At 66.1% G+C, this 17,813-nt stretch carries 19 protein-coding genes; 9 read left to right on the top strand and 10 right to left on the bottom strand.

From position 1 onward, the window contains the following. Window positions 1-17: 17 nt before the first annotated feature. Window positions 18-1,316 (bottom strand): cytochrome c, encoded by a 1,299-nt coding sequence (locus tag AC1RJW_RS22615; protein ID WP_493046956.1) that lies wholly within the window; start codon window positions 1,314-1,316, stop codon window positions 18-20. Window positions 1,317-1,491: 175 nt separating this feature from the next. On the opposite strand from AC1RJW_RS22615, the gene AC1RJW_RS22610 reads away from it, so the two are divergent. From AC1RJW_RS22610 to AC1RJW_RS22580, 7 genes are all read left to right on the top strand, one after another. Beyond that, on the top strand, window positions 1,492-3,144 hold the full coding sequence (locus AC1RJW_RS22610; RefSeq protein WP_493046955.1) for a Na+/H+ antiporter: 1,653 nt from the start codon (window positions 1,492-1,494) through the stop codon (window positions 3,142-3,144). A gap of 195 nt (window positions 3,145-3,339) precedes the next feature. Further along, on the top strand, window positions 3,340-3,921 hold the full coding sequence (gene yfiR / locus AC1RJW_RS22605) for a regulatory sequestration protein YfiR (protein ID WP_493046954.1): 582 nt from the start codon (window positions 3,340-3,342) through the stop codon (window positions 3,919-3,921). Between the two features lie 8 nt (window positions 3,922-3,929). After that, window positions 3,930-5,189, top strand: coding sequence for a diguanylate cyclase DgcN/YfiN (dgcN, locus tag AC1RJW_RS22600; RefSeq protein ID WP_493046953.1), 1,260 nt, complete (start codon window positions 3,930-3,932; stop codon window positions 5,187-5,189). 16 nt (window positions 5,190-5,205) lie between these two features. Further along, complete coding sequence (gene yfiB, locus AC1RJW_RS22595) at window positions 5,206-5,709, top strand: outer membrane lipoprotein YfiB (protein WP_493046952.1); 504 nt, start codon at window positions 5,206-5,208, stop codon at window positions 5,707-5,709. Window positions 5,710-5,717: 8 nt separating this feature from the next. Continuing rightward, window positions 5,718-6,212, top strand: a complete 495-nt coding sequence (locus AC1RJW_RS22590; RefSeq protein ID WP_493047081.1) for a gluconokinase — start codon at window positions 5,718-5,720, stop codon at window positions 6,210-6,212. A gap of 71 nt (window positions 6,213-6,283) precedes the next feature. Continuing rightward, the gene (locus AC1RJW_RS22585) at window positions 6,284-6,601 is read left to right on the top strand and encodes a DUF3144 domain-containing protein (protein WP_034782889.1); all 318 of its coding nucleotides are present in this window, start codon (window positions 6,284-6,286) and stop codon (window positions 6,599-6,601) included. After that, window positions 6,601-7,542 (top strand): acyl-CoA desaturase, encoded by a 942-nt coding sequence (locus AC1RJW_RS22580; protein WP_493046951.1) that lies wholly within the window; start codon window positions 6,601-6,603, stop codon window positions 7,540-7,542. The genes AC1RJW_RS22585 and AC1RJW_RS22580 overlap by 1 nt, the downstream gene beginning before the upstream one ends. Here AC1RJW_RS22580 and AC1RJW_RS22575 read toward each other — a convergent pair. The 5 genes from AC1RJW_RS22575 to AC1RJW_RS22555 all read right to left on the bottom strand — a co-directional run bounded on the left by AC1RJW_RS22575 (window position 7,515) and on the right by AC1RJW_RS22555 (window position 12,633). Next, on the bottom strand, window positions 7,515-8,057 hold the full coding sequence (locus tag AC1RJW_RS22575) for a gamma carbonic anhydrase family protein (RefSeq protein WP_493046950.1): 543 nt from the start codon (window positions 8,055-8,057) through the stop codon (window positions 7,515-7,517). The two genes, AC1RJW_RS22580 and AC1RJW_RS22575, sit on opposite strands and share 28 nt — an antisense overlap. A gap of 35 nt (window positions 8,058-8,092) precedes the next feature. Continuing rightward, complete coding sequence (locus AC1RJW_RS22570) at window positions 8,093-8,824, bottom strand: CPBP family intramembrane glutamic endopeptidase (protein WP_493046949.1); 732 nt, start codon at window positions 8,822-8,824, stop codon at window positions 8,093-8,095. 88 nt (window positions 8,825-8,912) lie between these two features. Continuing rightward, window positions 8,913-10,049 carry a benzoate/H(+) symporter BenE family transporter gene (locus AC1RJW_RS22565; protein ID WP_493047080.1) on the bottom strand — a complete coding sequence of 379 codons (1,137 nt, stop codon included), beginning with the start codon at window positions 10,047-10,049 and terminating at the stop codon, window positions 8,913-8,915. 176 nt (window positions 10,050-10,225) lie between these two features. After that, window positions 10,226-11,695, bottom strand: coding sequence for a MocR-like pyridoxine biosynthesis transcription factor PdxR (gene pdxR / locus AC1RJW_RS22560; RefSeq protein ID WP_493046948.1), 1,470 nt, complete (start codon window positions 11,693-11,695; stop codon window positions 10,226-10,228). After that, on the bottom strand, window positions 11,692-12,633 hold the full coding sequence (locus AC1RJW_RS22555) for a hypothetical protein (protein ID WP_493046947.1): 942 nt from the start codon (window positions 12,631-12,633) through the stop codon (window positions 11,692-11,694). Before AC1RJW_RS22555 ends, pdxR begins: the two co-directional genes overlap by 4 nt. A 150-nt stretch (window positions 12,634-12,783) precedes the next feature. Here AC1RJW_RS22555 and AC1RJW_RS22550 point away from each other — a divergent pair, with 150 nt between their 5' ends. Both AC1RJW_RS22550 and AC1RJW_RS22545 read left to right on the top strand, forming a co-directional pair. After that, a complete protein-coding gene (locus AC1RJW_RS22550) occupies window positions 12,784-13,239 on the top strand; it encodes an META domain-containing protein (protein ID WP_493046946.1) in 456 nt (151 codons plus the stop codon). 55 nt (window positions 13,240-13,294) lie between these two features. Beyond that, window positions 13,295-14,017, top strand: coding sequence for an HAD-IA family hydrolase (locus AC1RJW_RS22545; RefSeq protein ID WP_493046945.1), 723 nt, complete (start codon window positions 13,295-13,297; stop codon window positions 14,015-14,017). Here AC1RJW_RS22545 and AC1RJW_RS22540 read toward each other — a convergent pair. The 4 genes from AC1RJW_RS22540 to AC1RJW_RS22525 form a co-directional block, all read right to left on the bottom strand. Beyond that, window positions 13,962-14,717, bottom strand: a complete 756-nt coding sequence (locus tag AC1RJW_RS22540; RefSeq protein ID WP_493047079.1) for an ATP-binding cassette domain-containing protein — start codon at window positions 14,715-14,717, stop codon at window positions 13,962-13,964. The genes AC1RJW_RS22545 and AC1RJW_RS22540 overlap by 56 nt on opposite strands. A 104-nt stretch (window positions 14,718-14,821) precedes the next feature. Next, complete coding sequence (gene ssuC / locus AC1RJW_RS22535; protein ID WP_493046944.1) at window positions 14,822-15,622, bottom strand: aliphatic sulfonate ABC transporter permease SsuC; 801 nt, start codon at window positions 15,620-15,622, stop codon at window positions 14,822-14,824. 1 nt (window position 15,623) lies between these two features. After that, on the bottom strand, window positions 15,624-16,784 hold the full coding sequence (gene ssuD / locus AC1RJW_RS22530) for an FMNH2-dependent alkanesulfonate monooxygenase (RefSeq protein WP_070218242.1): 1,161 nt from the start codon (window positions 16,782-16,784) through the stop codon (window positions 15,624-15,626). Window positions 16,785-16,796: 12 nt separating this feature from the next. Continuing rightward, window positions 16,797-17,807: a sulfonate ABC transporter substrate-binding protein gene (locus tag AC1RJW_RS22525; protein ID WP_493046943.1), complete on the bottom strand. Its 1,011-nt coding sequence runs from the start codon at window positions 17,805-17,807 to the stop codon at window positions 16,797-16,799. Window positions 17,808-17,813 lie beyond the last annotated feature (6 nt).

Below are 17,813 nucleotides of genomic sequence, written 5' to 3'. Positions count from 1 at the left end.
ATAAGAAACTCTCATATTTACTTGCCGGCACGCGCGCGCGCCACGGCCGCTTCCAGGTTCGTCCAGGCCGGCTGGTGGCTGCGGCTGCGGCGCAGATAGGCGGCCAGCTGGGCCACGTCGTTGTCCGTCAGCGAGGCGGCGAAGCCCGGCATCAGCACGCCGGGCATGGCCTCGTCCTTGCCGCTGCCGTGCAATATCACCTGGATCAGATTGGCGGGATCGGGCGCGCTGACGGCGCTGTTCAGGCTCAGTTCCGGGCGCAGGGCCGCGGGTTTTCCATCGCTGTTCGAATGGCACGCCACGCAGGCGGCCACGTACAGGCTGGCGCCACGGTCGTTGTCGACCAGGCTGACGCGCTGCGAACGGTCGATGCCGGCCTTGATCACGGCGTCCGCATCCACCTTGCGCTGCGCTGCGCCGGCCACGCCGGCAAAATACACGGACAGCGCGCGGATATCGCTATCGGGCGACGCGCCCATGCCTTCGTGCACGACGGCCGACATGGGTCCGGCCGCCACGCCGTGCAGGGCCGTCGCCCCCGTGCGCAAAAAGGCGTACAGCTCGTCCTGCGTCCACGGCAACGGCGCCGTGTTGGCGCTGCTCAAGGCCGGCGCGTACCAATGGTCGATGGACGCGCCCAGATAGGCCGAGCCGGCAAGCTCGGCGCCCAGCGCATTGCGCGGCGTGTGGCAGGCGGCGCAATGGGCCAGGCCTTCGGCCAGATAGCGGCCCCGGTTCCAGTCCAGCCCTTGCGCGGGATCAAGCTGAAAGCTGGCCGGCTTGAAAAACAGCAACTTCCAGGCCGCCTGCAAGGGACGCAGGTTCAAGGGGAACGGCACGCTGTTGGCGGGCGCGGCCGCGTACACGGGCGGGCGCGTCATGAAATACGCATACAGGGCCGTCAGGTCGGCGTCCGAGACCAGGTTGAAATGGGTGTACGGAAAGACGGGATACAAATGCGCGCCATCGCGGCCCACGCCTTCGCGCATGGCCCGCTGGAAGGCGGCCAGCGACCAGCGGCCGATGCCCGTTTGCCGGTCGGGCGTGATGTTCGTCGCATAAATCGTGCCGAACGGCGTGGCCAGGCCGTGGCCGCCCGCGTACTCGGCGCCGCCCTTGGCCGTGTGGCAGGCGGCGCAATTGCCCATGCCCGCCAGGATGCGGCCCCGCTCCACCACTTGCGGGGAAAATGCCGTGGCGGCAGGCGGATCGATGGGCGCCAGCGCGGGGCGCCAGTAATACAGATACGCGGCCAGGGCCGCGACGATGAGCAATGCCAGCGACAGCAGCAGGCCGGTGAAGATTTTCTTGAGCAAAACAGGAGTCCGGTAAAAGGATAAGCATACGCCGGCCGCGCACGGACGGCGGCGGCAGGCGATTGTGACAATCTTACCGCGATTGTGACTTGTTGTATGTACGCAATGACACGCAGGTCGTGCCGCAGGCAGGCTGCACCTTATAATCACCGTTTCAGCACGCCGCCGCTCCTTCATGCATACCGTTACCATCATCCTCATTCTCGTGTTGACCGTCGTCCTGTGCGGCTTTCTCGCCCGCTCGCGCTGGGTCAAGCTGCCGCTGCCCCTGATCCAGATCGCCGGCGGCACGGGATTGGCCGTGTTTGGCGTGCAAGTGCCGCTCGATCCCGACATTTTCTTTTTGCTCTTCATTCCGCCGCTGCTGTTTCTCGATGGCTGGCGCATTCCCAAGGGCGCCTTCTTTTCCGACGCGCGCTCGATCCTGATGCTGGCCATCGGCCTGGTGCTGTTTACCGTGCTGGGCATGGGCTTTTTCATCGACTGGCTGATCCCCAGCGTGCCGCTGGCCGTCGCCTTCGCGCTCGGTGCCATCCTGTCGCCGACGGACCCGGTGGCCGTCTCGGCGATCGCGGCAGGCAATCCCATCCCGCCGCGCCTGATGCACATCCTCGAAGGCGAATCCTTGCTCAATGACGCTTCGGGCCTGGTCTGCTTCACGTTTGCCGTGGGCGCCATGATGACGGGTGGCTTCTCCATCGGCGCCGCCTCGCTGAGTTTCCTGCAGGAAGCAGGCGGCGGCATCGTCATCGGCCTGGCCATCTCGTGGGGCGTGGGTCTGGCGAACAAATGGCTGGTGAGCAAGGTTGGCGAAGAGCCGGGCCTGCAAATCCTGATCAGCATCCTGATCCCGTTCGCCGCCTACCTGGGCGCCGAGCAAATCCACGGCTCCGGCATCCTGGCCGCCGCCACGGCGGGCGTGTCCATGCATTACGCCGACCTGATCGGCCGCCCGCTGGCCGCCACGCGCACCCAGCGCAAGGCCGTGTGGGATACCGTGCAACTGGTCTTGAATGGCGTGATCTTCGTCATGCTCGGCGCGCAGCTGCCCGCCACCGTGGCCGGCTTGCCCGCCGCCTCCATGGAAGTGGGCGCCGGCAGCGCCTGGAAACTGCCCCTGTTCGTCATCGCCATCACGGTGGGGCTGACCTTCATGCGCTTCATCTGGGTCTTCATCTCGATGAAACTGACCCTGTTCAAGCACCACAAGAAAATGGCGGGCGAAGCGAAGGACGCGGCGCTGCTGGCGCGCCCCAGCCTGCGCCTGCTGCTGGTGGCGTCGTTTGCGGGCGTGCGCGGCGCGCTGACCCTGGCCGGCATCCTGACCCTGCCCTTGTTCTTGCCCGACGGCAATCGTTTCCCCGCGCGCGACCTCGTCATCTTCCTGGCCATGGGCGTGATTCTGCTGTCGCTGTTGCTGGCCAGCGTCACTCTGCCCCTGCTGACCAAGGGCCTGGTGTTCGCGCCGCCCGCGCGCCGTTCGACGGAAGAGCGCAATGCCCGCGCCGCTGCCGCCGAAGCAGCCATCGCGCGGCTGGAAAAAGTCTGCGAAGGCATCGACAAGAATGACAAGCAGCAAGTTGTCACGGAAGCGGCCAATCGCCTGATCGAAGCCTACCGGCGCCGCCTCGCGTATGGCGAAAGCAGCAACGACGAGGCGATGCGGCTGCAGGAACTGGCCAAGGCCGAACGGGCGCTGCGCCTGGAAGCGCTCAATGCGGAGCGCGATGAACTGTTCCGCCGCCGCATTTCGGGCGAACTCGATGACACCATCCATTTGCGCCTGCTGCGCGAAATCGACTTGCTGGAAGCGACATTGGAAGAATAGCAACACTCTGGCGCGCCAAAGCAGTGTTGGTAAGTAATTCTCATGGCAAAGAATGCAATTTTTAACATTCGTGTTTATAATGCAAGGTTGTATGGCGTAGCGCCATGATTTACTTTCGACATGGACTTCCGTAGAGTCTGTGTTGCTGAGTAATTATTTGAATAGCCACCCGACCCGCATAAAGACACCGACGCCGTGCCCTCCTCCCCCCGCCACCGGCAGCGCTCCGCGCCGCCCGTCCTGCTCGCCGTCGTCCTGCTGGCCTCGCTGTTCGCCTGCAGTGCGCTGGCGCCATGCGCGGCGTGGGCGCAAACGGGCGCGGCGGCCGACGCCAGGCGTCCCGCCGAGGTGGCCCAGGTCTTGTTCGGCATCATCAGTTATGTGCGCTGGCCCGTGGCACGCCAGGAAGTGCGCGTCTGCATGCTCGGCACACCCCGCTACGGGGCGGCCATCGTCGACACGCCCGCTTCCAGCCTGGGCCCGCGCATCCGCGTGAAAAACCCGGCGCTGGCAAGCGCGGCCAGCGAATGCGACGTCGTCTACATGGGCAGCCTGCCCGAGGGTGAACGCGAGCATCTGCTGGCGCAGATCATCGGCAAACCCATCTTGTCGGTCGCCGAACCCGGCACATCGTGCGCCGTGGGCACCATGTTCTGCCTGCGCCTGAACGAGGCGCAGATCGGTTTTGACGTCAACCTCGACGCCATCGCCCGCAGCGGCCTGCGCGTGCATCCGAACGCCTTGCAAATTGCACGTCGCAAGGGACCGCCGCCATGAACGCCCGCATGAGCAACAAGCCTGCCCGCCCGCCCCGCCCCACGCTCGACAGCGTGCTGCGGCGCGCCCACCTGAGCGTGTCGCTGATCGCCGTGCTGGCGGCCGGCCTGACCCTGACGGCCGTGGCGCTGCTGGCCTTGCGCGTGTATTCGGACCAGAACCTGCGCCTGGTGGCCCGTTCGATGAGCTACACGGTGGAAGGGGCCGTCGTCTTTGGCGACTCCTTCGCCGCCAGGGAAGCGCTGGCCTTGATCGGCGTCAATGAGGACATCGACCAGGCGCAGGTGAGCGACAAGGCCGGCACGGTGCTGGCCCGCTGGGAACGGGGCGAGCATGGCACCCGCTACTACATCGAACGCGCGCTGACGGGCTGGATGCTGCCCGATTCGCTGTCGTTCCCCATCACGCGCAATGAACAGGTCATCGGCAGCATCAAGCTGGTGCCGCACAGCCGCAGCCTGCTGCCCTTCCTGCTCAGCGGCCTGACCTGCCTGCTGGCTTGCCTGGTGCTGAGCCTGGTCGTCGCCGTGCGCCTGTCGCGCCGCATGGAAACGGAGATCACGTCGCCCCTGCGCCACCTGGCGGAAACGGCCCACCGCGTGCGGCGCGACCGCTCGTTCGAACTGCGCGTGCCGCCGGCCAACATCGCCGAACTGAACCAGATCAATGACGACTTCAACGCCCTGCTCGACGAACTGGAAGCGTGGCAAAGCCATCTGCAAAAGGAAAACGCCTCGCTGTCGCACCGCGCCAACCACGACAGCCTGACGGGCCTGTCGAACCGCGCCTTCATGGAAGCGGAGCTGGAACGCGCCATCCTCGAAGCGCGGATCGGCAATGGCAAGGTGGCCGTGCTGTTCCTCGACAGCGACCGTTTCAAATACATCAACGATACCTTCGGCCACGCCTCGGGCGACCGCGTGCTGGTGACGATCGCCGCGCGCATCAAGCAGCAATTGCGCGAGGGCGACCTGGTGGCGCGCCTGGGCGGCGACGAATTCGCCATCCTGCTCAAGCCGCTGCGCAACAGCAGCGACGCCATGCACATCGCCGACAACATCATCGCCGCCATGGCGCAAGCCATTGAATTGCCGACAGGCAACAGCATCGTCAGTTCGCTGACCATCGGCGTGGCCGTCTTCCCCGATCACGCCATCGACGCCGTCTCGCTGGTGGGCGCGGCGGATGAGGCCATGTACCGCGCCAAGCAGGCGCAGCGCGGCACGCGCCAGGTGGCGCGGCTGCCACACCCCCATACTCACCCCTGAACCAAGGAGCAACACCATGCAATTTATCTACAAGCAATTACGTCTCGGCTTCCTCGGCCTGTTCTTCGTGGGCCTGCTGGCCGCCTGCCAAAGCACGCCTGAAGTGAAATCTCCGTTCAATGCGGAACAGATCGCCACCCTGAAGGAACAGGGCTTCCGCCAAACGGACGAAGGCTGGGAACTGAGCTTCACGGACAAGCTGCTGTTCGAATTCGACGCCGCCAAGCTGACGCCGCCCAGCCGCAGCGCCATCCAGAAAATCAGCGCCGCCCTGCTGAAAGTGGGCATCACGCACATGCGCGTGGAAGGCCATACGGACAACGAAGGCACGGAAGCCTACAACAACAAACTGTCGCTGGCGCGCGCCAATATGGTGGCCGATGCGATGGGGGCGACCGGCATTGCGCGCGATAACATCATCGTCAAGGGCCTGGGCATGAGCAAGCCCGTGGCCTCGAACGCCAGCAAGGCAGGCAAGGCGGAAAACCGCCGCGTCACCATCATCGTCTCGGCCCCTTGAACGTGGGCGTGCCCGCCGTGCGCTGGGTCGTGATGGGCGTGTCCGGCTGCGGCAAGAGCGCCGTCGGCAGCCTGCTGGCCGACGCGTTGCACGTGCCCTACGTAGAAGGCGACGACGTGCATTCCCCGGAAAACGTGGCCAAGATGGCCGCCGGCATCCCGCTCGACGATGCCGACCGGGCCGGCTGGCTGGCCGCCCTGCGCCAGCGCATCGCCACGGCCCGCGCGCAAGGCAGCGGCCTCGTCGTCTCCTGCTCGGCCCTGAAACGGGCCTACCGCGACGTGCTGCGCGCAGGCGACCCGGCCCTGCGCTTTGCCCACCTGGACGGCCCGCGCGCCGTGCTGGAAAGCCGCTTGCAGCGCCCCGGCCATTTCATGCCGCCCAGCCTGCTCGACAGCCAGCTGGCCACCCTGCAGCCCCTGCAGGCGGACGAAGCCGGCATCGTGCTCGACATCCGCCAGCCGCTGGCCGTGCTGGTCGCACAGATCCTGCAAGCGCCCTGACAGGCAGCCGCGCGGCTGGACAGCCCGCGGGCCCCTGTGTAGACTGGCGCGCACTTTCATGAGGGATTTTTATGAGCACACCAACGACAAAACCAGCACCGGGCCCGGAATTCTGGGAACGCGCCGACCAGGTCATCGCCCTGGCCAATGAACAATGCATGCACAGCGGCGGCAATGAAGTGGCCACCTCGCTGCTGTACGCAGCCGCCCGCTTCAACGCCTTCCTCGTCGCCAGCAAGAGCAACGACGTGGCGAAGATGCAGGAAGAGAAGGAAGGCGCCGTGGCGTTCTTCACGGAGCAGTACAAGCGCATGCTGACCGACAACTTCAACGACTACATCACCAACTTCGACAAGTACACGCAACCGTCGTCGGCCCCCAAGGGTTGATGTCCGCAGCCAGCCTGGACAGCCACCGCGCCCGCGCCACCCACGCGGGCAGCGTCCTCGACGGCACGGTGCGCTATGCGCCAGTGCAATCGCTGTGGCTGCTAGCCATGCTGGCCGGCGCCGTGACGGGCGCCGTGTGCTTCTTCAGCTGGGCCGGCTTGCTGCTGTTTGCGGCCGGCACGGCCATCGTCCTGCTGTTCGGCCATTCGCTGGGCAGCCACCGCAAACTGATCCACGACAGCTTTGCATGCCCGCAATGGCTGGAATATATACTCGTCTACCTGGGCGTGCTGGTGGGCCTCAGTGGCCCGCTGGGCCTGCTGCGCCAACACGAGCTGCGCGACTACGCCCAGCGCCTGCCCGCTTGTCATCCCTACCTGCGCCACGGCGCCGGTTTCTGGCGCGATGCCTGGTGGCAACTGCACTGCCGCCTCGATCTCGACCATCCGCCGCACATCGCCATCGAACCGCGCATCGCGCACGGCCGTTTCTACATTTTCCTGGAAGCAACGTGGATGCTGCAGCAACTGCCGTGGGCCGTGCTGTGCTTCGCCTGGGGCGGCTGGGGCCTGGTTTGCTGGGGCGTGTGCGCGCGGGTCAGCGCCGGCGTGCTCGGTCACTGGCTGATCGGCTATTTCGCCCACAACCATGGCCAAATGCACTTCCATGTCGACGGCGCCGCCGTACAAGGCAAGAATATCCGCCTGACGTCGCTGCTGACCATGGGCGAATGCTGGCACAACAACCATCACGCGTATCCTGGCTCGGCCAGGCTGGGCCTGCTGCCGGGCGAATGGGACCCGGGCTGGTGGGTGCTGCTGCTCTTGCGGCGCCTGGGCCTGGTGTCAGCCCTGCGCCTGCCGCAAGACCTGGCGCCGCGGCCGGAATTGCGCCGCCTTGATGGCGCTGGCGGTCAGGCCTCGTCGCCACCTGCCAGGTAATTGTTTTTGACACGTACGTAATGCTCGGCCGAATAGCGCAGGTAGGCGATCTCCGCTTCCGTTAGCGGGCGCACCTTGGCGGCGGGGCGGCCCACGTACAGGTAGCCACTTTCCAGCACCTTGCCCGGCGACACCAGGCTGCCCGCGCCCAGCATCACGTGCTTTTCCACCACCACGTCATCCATGACGATGCTGCCCATGCCGATCAGGCATTCGTCGCCAATCGTGCAGCCGTGCAAGATCACGGAATGGCCGATGGTCACATACTTGCCGATGGTCAAGGGCGAGCCATCGGGCTTGGCCGCATTCTTGTGCGACACGTGGCCCATGGAAAAGTCCTGGATATTGCTGCCCTCGCCGATGACGATGCGGTTGACGTCGCCGCGCAGCACGCTGTTGCACCAGATGGAACAGTCGTCGCCGATCTGCACATCGCCAATCACTTGCGCCGTGTCATGCAGATAGACTCTTTCGCCCAGCACGGGACGGGTATTCAGGTAGGAACTTACAGGCATTGTCTTCTCGTTTCTTTGATATTAAACAACAGGTTTCACACCCAGCCGGCCGCCAGCGCAAAAATGGCCAGGCCATGCGCCAGCGATGCCCCCAGCAAGCCGGCACGGCAATATACCAGCCCCGCCACCACGCCCTCGATCACGGTGAACACGAGGATGGGCGCGCCCACCTGCGTCACGGTGGTGGCAAGAAAAGCATGGCACAGGCCAAACAGCAAGCCCGACACCAGCGCCGCGCGCCGGGCCGGCAGCCAGGCGCGCAATTGCTGCTGCAGCAAGCCGCGGAACAGCAATTCCTCATAACAGTTGGCCGCCAGCGCAAAGCCCAGCAGCAAGGGCAGCGTGGATGGCGCGACGGGCGCCAGCGACGGCAAGCCGAACATGGCTTTCAAGCCCGTCGCCAGCGCAATGATCACGCACGCGCCGGCCATGCCCAGCAGCACGGACAGGGCTGGCCGCATGCCGAACCAGCGGATCTGGCGGCGCACCTCGCTTTCCAGCCAACACGTGCTTGCCACCAGCCCCAGCGACATGGCGCCCAGCGCCAGCAAGACCGGCGGCGGCGCCGTGAAACGCAAGCCGCCCGCAGCCACCTGCCAGTAGCCGTGCGCCGTCATCGCGTCGCGCGCCAGCACGAAAAACAGAATATGCACGAGCACGCGCAGCAGCGGTACAGTACGTGGCACGGCCAACAGCAAGGCGGTGCAGACGAGGAAGGCGGGCATGATCGCCAGCAGGTACTGCGCCAGGGAAGTGATCTCGGGCATCGTTCGGATCGTTCGGTAGTGCCAACGGGCACAGGCGCAGCAATTGTATGCGGCAGCTGGCAATATGGGCAACCTATCTATGCCGCTGTCAAGCCGCCTTGCGCCAGCCATGCATCAGCCCATGCGCCGCCAGCCCCGCCGCCAGTCCCCACAAGGCGCCGCCCACGCCCAGCAGGGTCACGTTCGCGGCCGTGGCCAGGAAAGTAATCAAGGCCGTTTCGCGCATGCGCACGTCCGCCATCGCCTGCGCCAGGCTGTTGCCGATGGCGCCCAGCAAGGCCAGGCCCGCCAGCGCCGTGATGAAACTGCGCGGCAAGACCATGAACAGGCTGGCCAGGGTGACGCCAAAGACGCCCACGAGGATGTACAGCACGCCGCACGCCAGCCCGGCGACATAGCGCTTCGACGGGTCCGCGTGGGCATCCTTGCCCGTGCAGATGGCGGCCGTGATGGCGGCCACATTGAAGGCGTGCGCGCCGAACGGCGCCATGAGCAGCGAACCGAGGCCCGTCACCGTCAGGATGGGATTGGCGCTGACGGAGTAACCGTCATTGCGCAGCACCAGCATGCCGGGCATGTATTGCCCCGTCAGGGTGATCAGGAACAGGGGCAGCGCCACGCCCAGCAGGGACGCCGCGGAAAAGCGCGGTATCTCGAACACGGGCGCCGCCAGGGCCAGTTCGATACCTTGCGCATCGATGCGCCCCTGCACCAGCAGCAGGGCCAGGCCGATCAGCATGATGCCCACCACGGCAAAGCGTGCGGTGAAACGGCGCAGCACGGCGTACGACAGCAGCAAGACCACCACCAGCACGGGATCGGCGCTGGCGCCGCCGAACGCACTCACGCCAAACTGCAGCAGGATGCCGGCCAGCAAACCGGCGGCGATGCCGCCCGGTATCAGCCGCACCAGGCGCTCGAAGGCGCCGGACATGCCCAGCAGAATGAAGGCGATGGCGGAAATGATATAGGCGCCGATCACCTCGGCATACGGCGTGTGCGGCATGACGGTGGCCAGGAAGGCCACGCCGGGCGTGGACCAGGCCGTGATGATGGGTGCGCGGTAGCGGTAGCTGAGCCAGATGCCCGTCACGCCCACGCCGATGCTCAGCGACCAAACCCAGGACGCCGTCTGCGCGGCGCTCAGCTGGGCCAGCTGGGCCGCCTGGAACACCAGCACGAAGGTGCCGCCATAGTTGACGAGGACGGAGATGAAGGCCGCCATGATGGGGGATGCCAGGTCGCGCCAGCGCGCCTGCGCCGTGCTGCCGGTTACGGCCGAAGGTGTGGAACTTGTCTGCATGCGTGTGCCCTTGCCTGAGGTTCAAAAAGGCATCTTAACTTTCACATGGACTGCCCAGGCAGGCCAATTTACTCACATACAACAGACCACTTGCGCGCTCACCCCAGCGCGCGCGCCAGGCGGACGATGCCGCTGTCGATCTCGTGCGGCGTGAGCGCCGCAAAGCCCAGCAGCCAGCCACCGCGCTCCGGCGGCGTCGCATACAGCCGGCTCAGGCCCGGCAGCACGATGCCCGCCTGCGCCGCCAGGCGCAGCGTATCGAGCTCGTCCCTGCCCTCGTGCAGCAGACAGGGCATCTGCAAGCCGCCCGGCGGCAGCTGCGCCGTGACCACGTGCGGCAAGTGCCGCTGCACGGCCTGCGCCATCGCATCGCGGCGCACGGCATAGACCTTGCGCATGGCGCGCACATGGGCCGCGAAATGGCCGTCGGCGATGAAACGGGCCAGTGTCAGCTGGTCCAGCTGCGGCGTATGGCCATCGAGGATGCTGCGCGCATGCGTCATCGGTTTCACCAGCGCGGGCGGCAGCACCATGTAGCCGATGCGCAGGCCCGGGTATAGCGACTTGGCGAAGGTGCCCAGGTAAATCGTGCGCTGCTGCGTGTCGAGCCCCTGCACGCAAGCCGTCGGCAAGCCCGCATAGTGAAACTGGCTGTCGTAATCGTCCTCGATGATCCAGCCCTGGCGTTCCGCAGCCCAGGCGGTCAGGGCCAGGCGGCGCTCGAGCGCCAGGGTGGCGCCCGTCGGGTATTGATGCGACGGCGTGACGTAAATCGTGTTGGCCCCGCTGCGGTCCGCCCGCAGGTGGTCGATGGACAGGCCATCGGCATCGACAGGCACGGGGACCACCTGCAATTGCGCCATCTCGAACGCCTTGCGCGCGCCGAAATAGCCGGGATCTTCCATCAGGATGGGGCCATGCGCGTCGGCCAGCACCTGCGCGCACAGGTACAGGGCCTGGCGCGTGCTGCTCAGCACCAGCACCTGGCCAGCCGTGGCCCGCGCGCCCCGCTCCAGATTCACATAGTCGGCGATGCCCTGGCGCAGCGGCTCGGCCCCTTGCGGGTCGCCGTGCAGCAGCACGTGGTGTTCGCTGGCGACCTGGCGCCGCAAGCGCTCCCACACGTCGACGGGAAAAGCCCGCGTTTCCGGCAAGCCCGTGGCGAAAGCCTTCACGCTTTGCTGGTCGGCCACGCCGCCGCTGGCGAGAATGCGCGCACCGCGGGCGCTGAGCGCCACCGGCTGCGCGGACAAGGACGGCAGCGTCGTCGCAGACTTGCCCAGCAAGCTCGCGCCTATCGTCGGCGAGACGAAACTGCCCGATCCCGCCTGCCGCCGCAGATAGCCATCAAGACGCAGCTGCGCATACGCCATTTCCACCGTATCGCGCGACACGCCCAGCGACTGCGCCAGCGCGCGCGTGGCCGGCAGGCGCAGGCCGGGCGCCAGCACGCCATCGAGTATCAGCTGGCGCAGCGCGCGCTGCACCCGCACGCGCAGGTCGAGCGCCGCCAGTTCGGGAGCGGCGAGGCGGATTTTCAAGGTGTCGAGTTCGAACTGCGGCGTCATATGGCCCTGGCGCGGGCCGCATCCACGGCCGCCATGCTGCTGGCCAGCGAAAAGCCGTGCTGCTGCAGCACCGCCACCAGCTGTTCGCCGGCGCAGCCCAAACGCAGGTTTTCCGCCACCCAGTCCTGCCACTCGCGGCTGATGTCCGGCATCGGTTCATCTTCCAGCGTGAGACCCAGTATGCAGCTGGCCAGCAAGCCGTTGATGCGCTTCGTGTCGATCAGGTGCTGCACCACCGCATGGCCCGAGTGGGGGAACGGATGCAGGGTGCAGCGGCCAAATGGCGCCAGACGCTGCGCGTGCATGGCATCGAGGTTCACCGATTCGCTGGCGCTGGCACCGCCTCCCCCGTTGGCCACGTCCGGCCGCGTGCCGAACAGCAGGTGCAGCTGCGTATTGTCCGTCGCCCTGGCGCGGCACAGGGCCGCCAGGTCGTAATAGCCGGAGGCTGGTGGGTCCTGCGCCAGCGATTCCATCACGGGCAGCCAGCGCAGCTCATGGTACAAGCGCGCCTGCTGCACGTCGAGGAAGGACAAGGGCCCGAAGGCGACGATCTGCTGCGCATCGAGCAGCAAGCCAAACATGACGGCCGCATACGCGCCCATGGACTGGCCGAGGGTGGTGATGCTACTTGGCGCGATGCGCTGCACCAGCTCGCGCAGGGCTTGCGCCGATTCATCGACATGGCTGCCCAGCCCCGCGATGCGGCGGTGGTACCAGGCATTACCCGAATCGCGCACGAGGATCTTGTTCAGATGCTGCCCGCTGGCCTGCTCGAGCTTTCTCAGGCGCCCGTAAAAATCGAAGGCGGGGCGCGTGGTCCACGAGACGAAGCCGAAGGCGATGACCAGCGCCGCGCCGGGCACGATGCGGTCAACCAGCACGTCGTCGCCAGTGGTGGCGACCAGTCGATTATCCAGCGCTTGCGCTTGCAGCATCGGCCCCGCTCCCCGATCAAGGTTAAAACAATAGAAAGCATGAGTTTAATGCCAGGACTGGCAAAATGGAAACAATCGCCGCTGCGGTACGCCGGCCGGCGCGAAAAATCTGCTAGGCTGCAGGCATACCACCCATCACAGGAGCATCCCATGCTGCATCGCCTGAAATACCTGTGCCTCGCCGCCGCCATCGCCATGGCCGGCGGCTGCGCCTCCACATCCGACAGCGCCAGGCAGGACACCGGCCTGGCGCCCACGTACAGCCTGACGAATACCTACTGGAAGCTGACGGAACTCGATGGCGCCCCCGTGACGATGGCGCCGGAGCAGGAGCGCGAAGTGCGCATCACCCTCACCGACGATGGCAAGGTCCAAGGTTTTACGGGCTGCAACCGCGTCATGGGCGGCTATACACTTGCCGGCACGGCCCTGCGCTTCACACAGCTGGCCGGCACGCGCATGGCGTGCCCACCGCCCGTGATGCAGCTGGAAAGCGCCGTGCTGGCCAACTTGAACAGCGTGACGGGCTACCGTTTCGATGGCGAGTACCTGATCCTGCTCAAGGATGGCGCGCCCGTGGCCAAGTTTGAATCGGTCTACCTGTGAAATAAAAACCGGCTGCCGTTACAATGGCTTCCAGCCCATCAATTGGAAGGAAGCCATGTCCGCACTGCCCTCGCCGTCGTCATCCCCAACGCCATCGGCCGCCGGCCGCTATCGGGCTTTTCTTTTTGACATGGACGGCACCGTCATCAATTCCATCGCCGCCGCCGAACGCATCTGGGGCACGTGGGCGCAGCGCCAGGGCCTCGACGTGGCGGCCTTTCTGCCCACCATCCATGGCGCGCGCTCGGTCGACACCATCGCCAAGCTGCGCTTGCCCGGCGTGGACGCGCAGCGCGAATCGCAGGGCATCACGGATGCGGAAATCATCGATGTGGAAGGGATTGTCGAAATCGCGGGCGCGCTGCGTTTTTTGACGTCACTGCCGCCCGCGCAATGGGCCATCGTCACCTCGGCGCCGCGCGCGCTGGCAACGGCGCGCCTGAAGGCGGCCGGCATGCCCATTCCCGCCATCATGGTGACGGCGGAAGACGTCAAGGCCGGTAAGCCAAAGCCCGATTGCTACCTGCTGGCGGCGCAAAAACTGGGCGTGGCGCCCGTCGATTGCCTGGTATTCGAGGATGCGTCGGTCGGCATCGAAGCGGGCGAGGCGGCCGGAGCTAAGGTCATCGTCGTCACCGCCACGCATGCGCACCCGCTGGCCACGCGCCACCCGGCCATCGCCAGCTATGAGAACATCGTGGCGACCGTCGATGGCGATGGTTTCATCGTGCTGGCGCAGTCATCTGACCCTGCGGTTGCAGCACCCGCGACAAGATAGCCTGCTCGATCGAGGCGAAAGCCGCAGTGCCGCGCTGACGGGGGCGCGGCAAGTCCACCCGCACGTCCAAGGTGATCTGACCATCCTCGATCAGCAGCACGCGGTCGGCCAGGGCCACCGCTTCGGCCACGTCATGCGTCACCAGCACGGCCGTAAAGCCCCGCGCCAGCCACAGCGACTCGATCAGCTGCTGCATCTCGATGCGCGTCAGGGCGTCGAGCGCGCCCAAGGGTTCGTCGAGCAGCAGCAATTGCGGCTCGTGCACGAGCGCGCGCGCCAGCGCCACGCGCTGCTTCTGTCCGCCCGACAGGGCCGACGGCCAGTCATCCGCCCGTTCGGCCAGGCCCACGGTCCACAGCGAGGCGGCCGCCGCGCCGACGGAACGGGGCAGCCCCAGGGCCACGTTGTCGAGCACCGTCTTCCACGGCAGCAGCCGCGATTCCTGGAACATGATGCGGATGTCGGGCGCCCCGACACCGCTGCCGATGGCGACGCTGCCTTCATCGATGCTTTCCAGCCCCGCGATCGCGCGCAACAAGGTGCTCTTGCCGCAGCCGCTGCGTCCCACGATGGCGACAAATTCGCCCGCTTCCAGCTGCAGGTCGACGTTTTTCAGCACGGGGCGGCTGGTGTAGGATTTGCTCAGCTTCGTCAGCTCCAGGGGAACGCCGCGCCGTTGCAAAGGGGTGGATGGCGCCATCTTCGCCTGCGGCGGCGCGCTGGCCGGGTCGTACTGCACGAAATGCGACAAAAAGTCCGTTTCGATCTGGATGGGGGCGAGCAGCATGGTGTCCTCTTCAATCATTAGCGGTAGGCGGGATTCCAGCGCAGGCAGTGGCGTTCCAGCCGGCGCGAGAACAAATCGGCCAGCTTGCCCAGCAAGGCGTACAGCAGTATCCCCACCAGCACCACGTCCGTTTGCAAGAATTCGCGCGCATTCATGGTCATGTAGCCGATGCCGGCCTGCGCCGAGATGGTTTCGGCGACGATCAGCAGCACCCACACGAGGCCCAGCGAAAAGCGCACGCCGACCAGGATGGAGGGCATGGCGGCCGGCAGGATCACGTCGCGGTACAAAGGCCAGCCGGACAAGCCATAGCTTTTCGCCATTTCGATCAAGCCCTGGTCGGCCGAGCGGATGCCGTGGAAGGTATTCAGGTAGACGGGAAAGAAGACGCCGACGGCGAGCAAGAACAGTTTCGCCGTCTCGTCGATGCCGAACCACAGGATCACCAGCGGGATCAGGGCCAGTGCGGGGATGTTGCGCACCATTTGCAATGTCGTGTCGAGCAGGGTTTCCGCGTGGCGGAAGCTGCCCGTCAATAGGCCCAGCAGCAAGCCCAGTCCCGCGCCGACGGCAAAACCCACCGTCGCGCGCCACAAGCTCGTCTTCAGGTGCAGCCACAGTTCGCCCGACGCGGCCAGGTGCCAGAAGGCCTTCGCCACGGCCCACGGCTCGGGCAGGATGCGGCTCGACAGCCAGCCCCACTGCGCCGCCAGCTGCCAGGCCAGCAGCAGCGCCACGGGCAAGGCCCACGGTGCCAGCGCGTGACGCAGCGAAGGCCAGGGCGTGCCGGGCAGCCTCTTGACGGTGGCCGTCGCCATCTCAGGCCGCCTTTTTCTGCGGCGCGGCCGGCACGATATTGCTGGCCATGACTTCGCCGAAGGGGCCGCTCAAGGATTGCTCACCCACGGCCTTGCCCTTGCCCAGCAGCGGAAACACCAGTTCGGCAAAGCGGTACGATTCTTCCAGGTGCGGATAACCGGAGAAAATGAAGGTGTCGATGCCCAGGTCCGCGTATTCCTGCATGCGCGCCACCACGGTCGGACCGTCGCCCACGAGGGCCGTGCCCGCGCCGCCGCGCACCAGGCCCACGCCAGCCCACAGGTTCGGCGACACTTCGAGCTTGTCGCGCCGCCCGCCATGCAGGGCCGCCATCCGTTGCTGGCCCACGGAATCCATCTTGCCGAACGCCGCCTGCGCCTTGGCGATGATGTCGTCGTCCAGGTGGCTGATCAGTTCATCGGCCGCGCGCCAGGCCGCCTCGTTCGTTTCGCGCACGATCACGTGCAATCGGATGCCAAACCGGACCGTGCGGCCCTTTTTTGCTGCCCGCGCGCGGATGTCGGCGATTTTCTCGGCAACTGCGGCGGGCGGCTCGCCCCACGTCAGGTACACGTCCATCTGCTCGGCCGCCAGTTCATGCGCGGGTTCCGACGAACCGCCGAAATACAGGGGAGGATACGGCTTCTGCACGGGCGGATACAGGGTTTTCGCGCCCTTCACCTGGATATGCTTGCCCTCGAAATCGTAGCCGGCCGCGCCGCCCTCGCCCGCCAGCGTGGCGCGCCACACCTTGATGAATTCATCGGAGATTTCATAGCGTTTGGCGTGGTCGGCAAACAGGCCGTCGGCTTCCAGCTCACCCTGGTCGCCGCCCGTGACGACGTTGATCAGGAGACGCCCGTTGGACAGGCGGTCGAACGTGGACGCCATGCGCACGGCCAGGCCGGGCGTGGACAGGCCGGGGCGCACGGCCACCAGGAACTTGAGCTTTTGCGTCACGCTGATCAAGGACGACGCCACCACCCACGCGTCTTCGCAGGAGCGGCCCGTGGGCAGCAGCACGCCGTCGTAGCCCAGCGTGTCGGCGGCCACGGCCACCTGGCGCAGATAATCGGCATCGACGGGGCGCGCGCCCTGCGAGGTGCCCAGGTAGCGGCTGTCGCCATGGGTAGGGATAAACCAGAAGACATTCAATGACATGATATTTGTTCCTTATTTTGCGCTGGTGGCCAGCTGGCGCGCCGGCAGCAGCGCGTCCTTGACGACGATCGGTTTCGGGATCAGCTTCAAGCTGGAAAAGGCGTCGGCCACCCTTTGCTGCGAAGCGATGACATCGGGCGACACGGGTTTGACGCCATACGCATAGCGCGAGGCGGCCAGCGCCACGACTTCCTTGCCCAGCCCCGTCTGCGCCGACAGGATCGTCGCCACGTCATCGGGGTTGTTGCGGCCCCAGTCATCGACCTTGGCCACTTCGTCGAGCACGATGCGCAGGATTTCGGGATTTTTTTCCGCATACGTGCGCGAGGCCAGGTAGAACTGGTAGTTCGCCACCAGGCCCTTGCCGTCGGCCAGCACGCGGGCGCCCAGCTGCTTTTCGGCGGCCGCCAGGAACGGGTCCCAGATGGCCCACGCGTCCACGCTGCCCCGTTCAAAAGCCGCGCGCGCATCGGCCGGCGGCAGGAACACGGGCTGGATGTCGGCGTACGCGACGCCGGCCTTTTCCAGCGCTTTCAACAACAGGTAATGCACGTTCGAGCCCTTGTTCAAGGCCACCTTCTTGCCCTTCAAATCGGCCAGGGTGCGCAGGCCGGACCCCTTGGGCACGACGATGGCTTCGCTGGCGGGCGATGCCGGCTCATTGCCGACATACACCAGGTTGGCGCCGGCGGCCTGGGCAAAGATCGGCGGCGCCTCGCCCACGGTGCCGAAATCGATGCTGCCCACATTCAAGCCTTCCAGCAGCACGGGGCCGGCCGGAAATTCCGTCCATTTCACGCCCACACCCTGCTCGGCCAGGCGTTTTTCCAGCGTGCCGCGCCCCTTCAACAACGTCAAGGTGCCGTATTTCTGGTAACCGATGCGCACCTGCACCTGTACTTCTCCCTTGGCCTGCGCCTGCGCTGCGGCCGGCATGCCGGCCGCCATCACGCCGGCAGCGGCGGCAAACAGCAGGCCCAGAGTGGTACGGCGCGAGATGCGTTGTGCGTGGCGGTGTGTCATGACGGT

This window comes from Janthinobacterium sp. GW822-FHT07A03, assembly GCF_058798815.1.
Note: the sequence above shows the minus strand (reverse complement) of the source record. Positions and strands in the feature narration are given on the sequence as shown.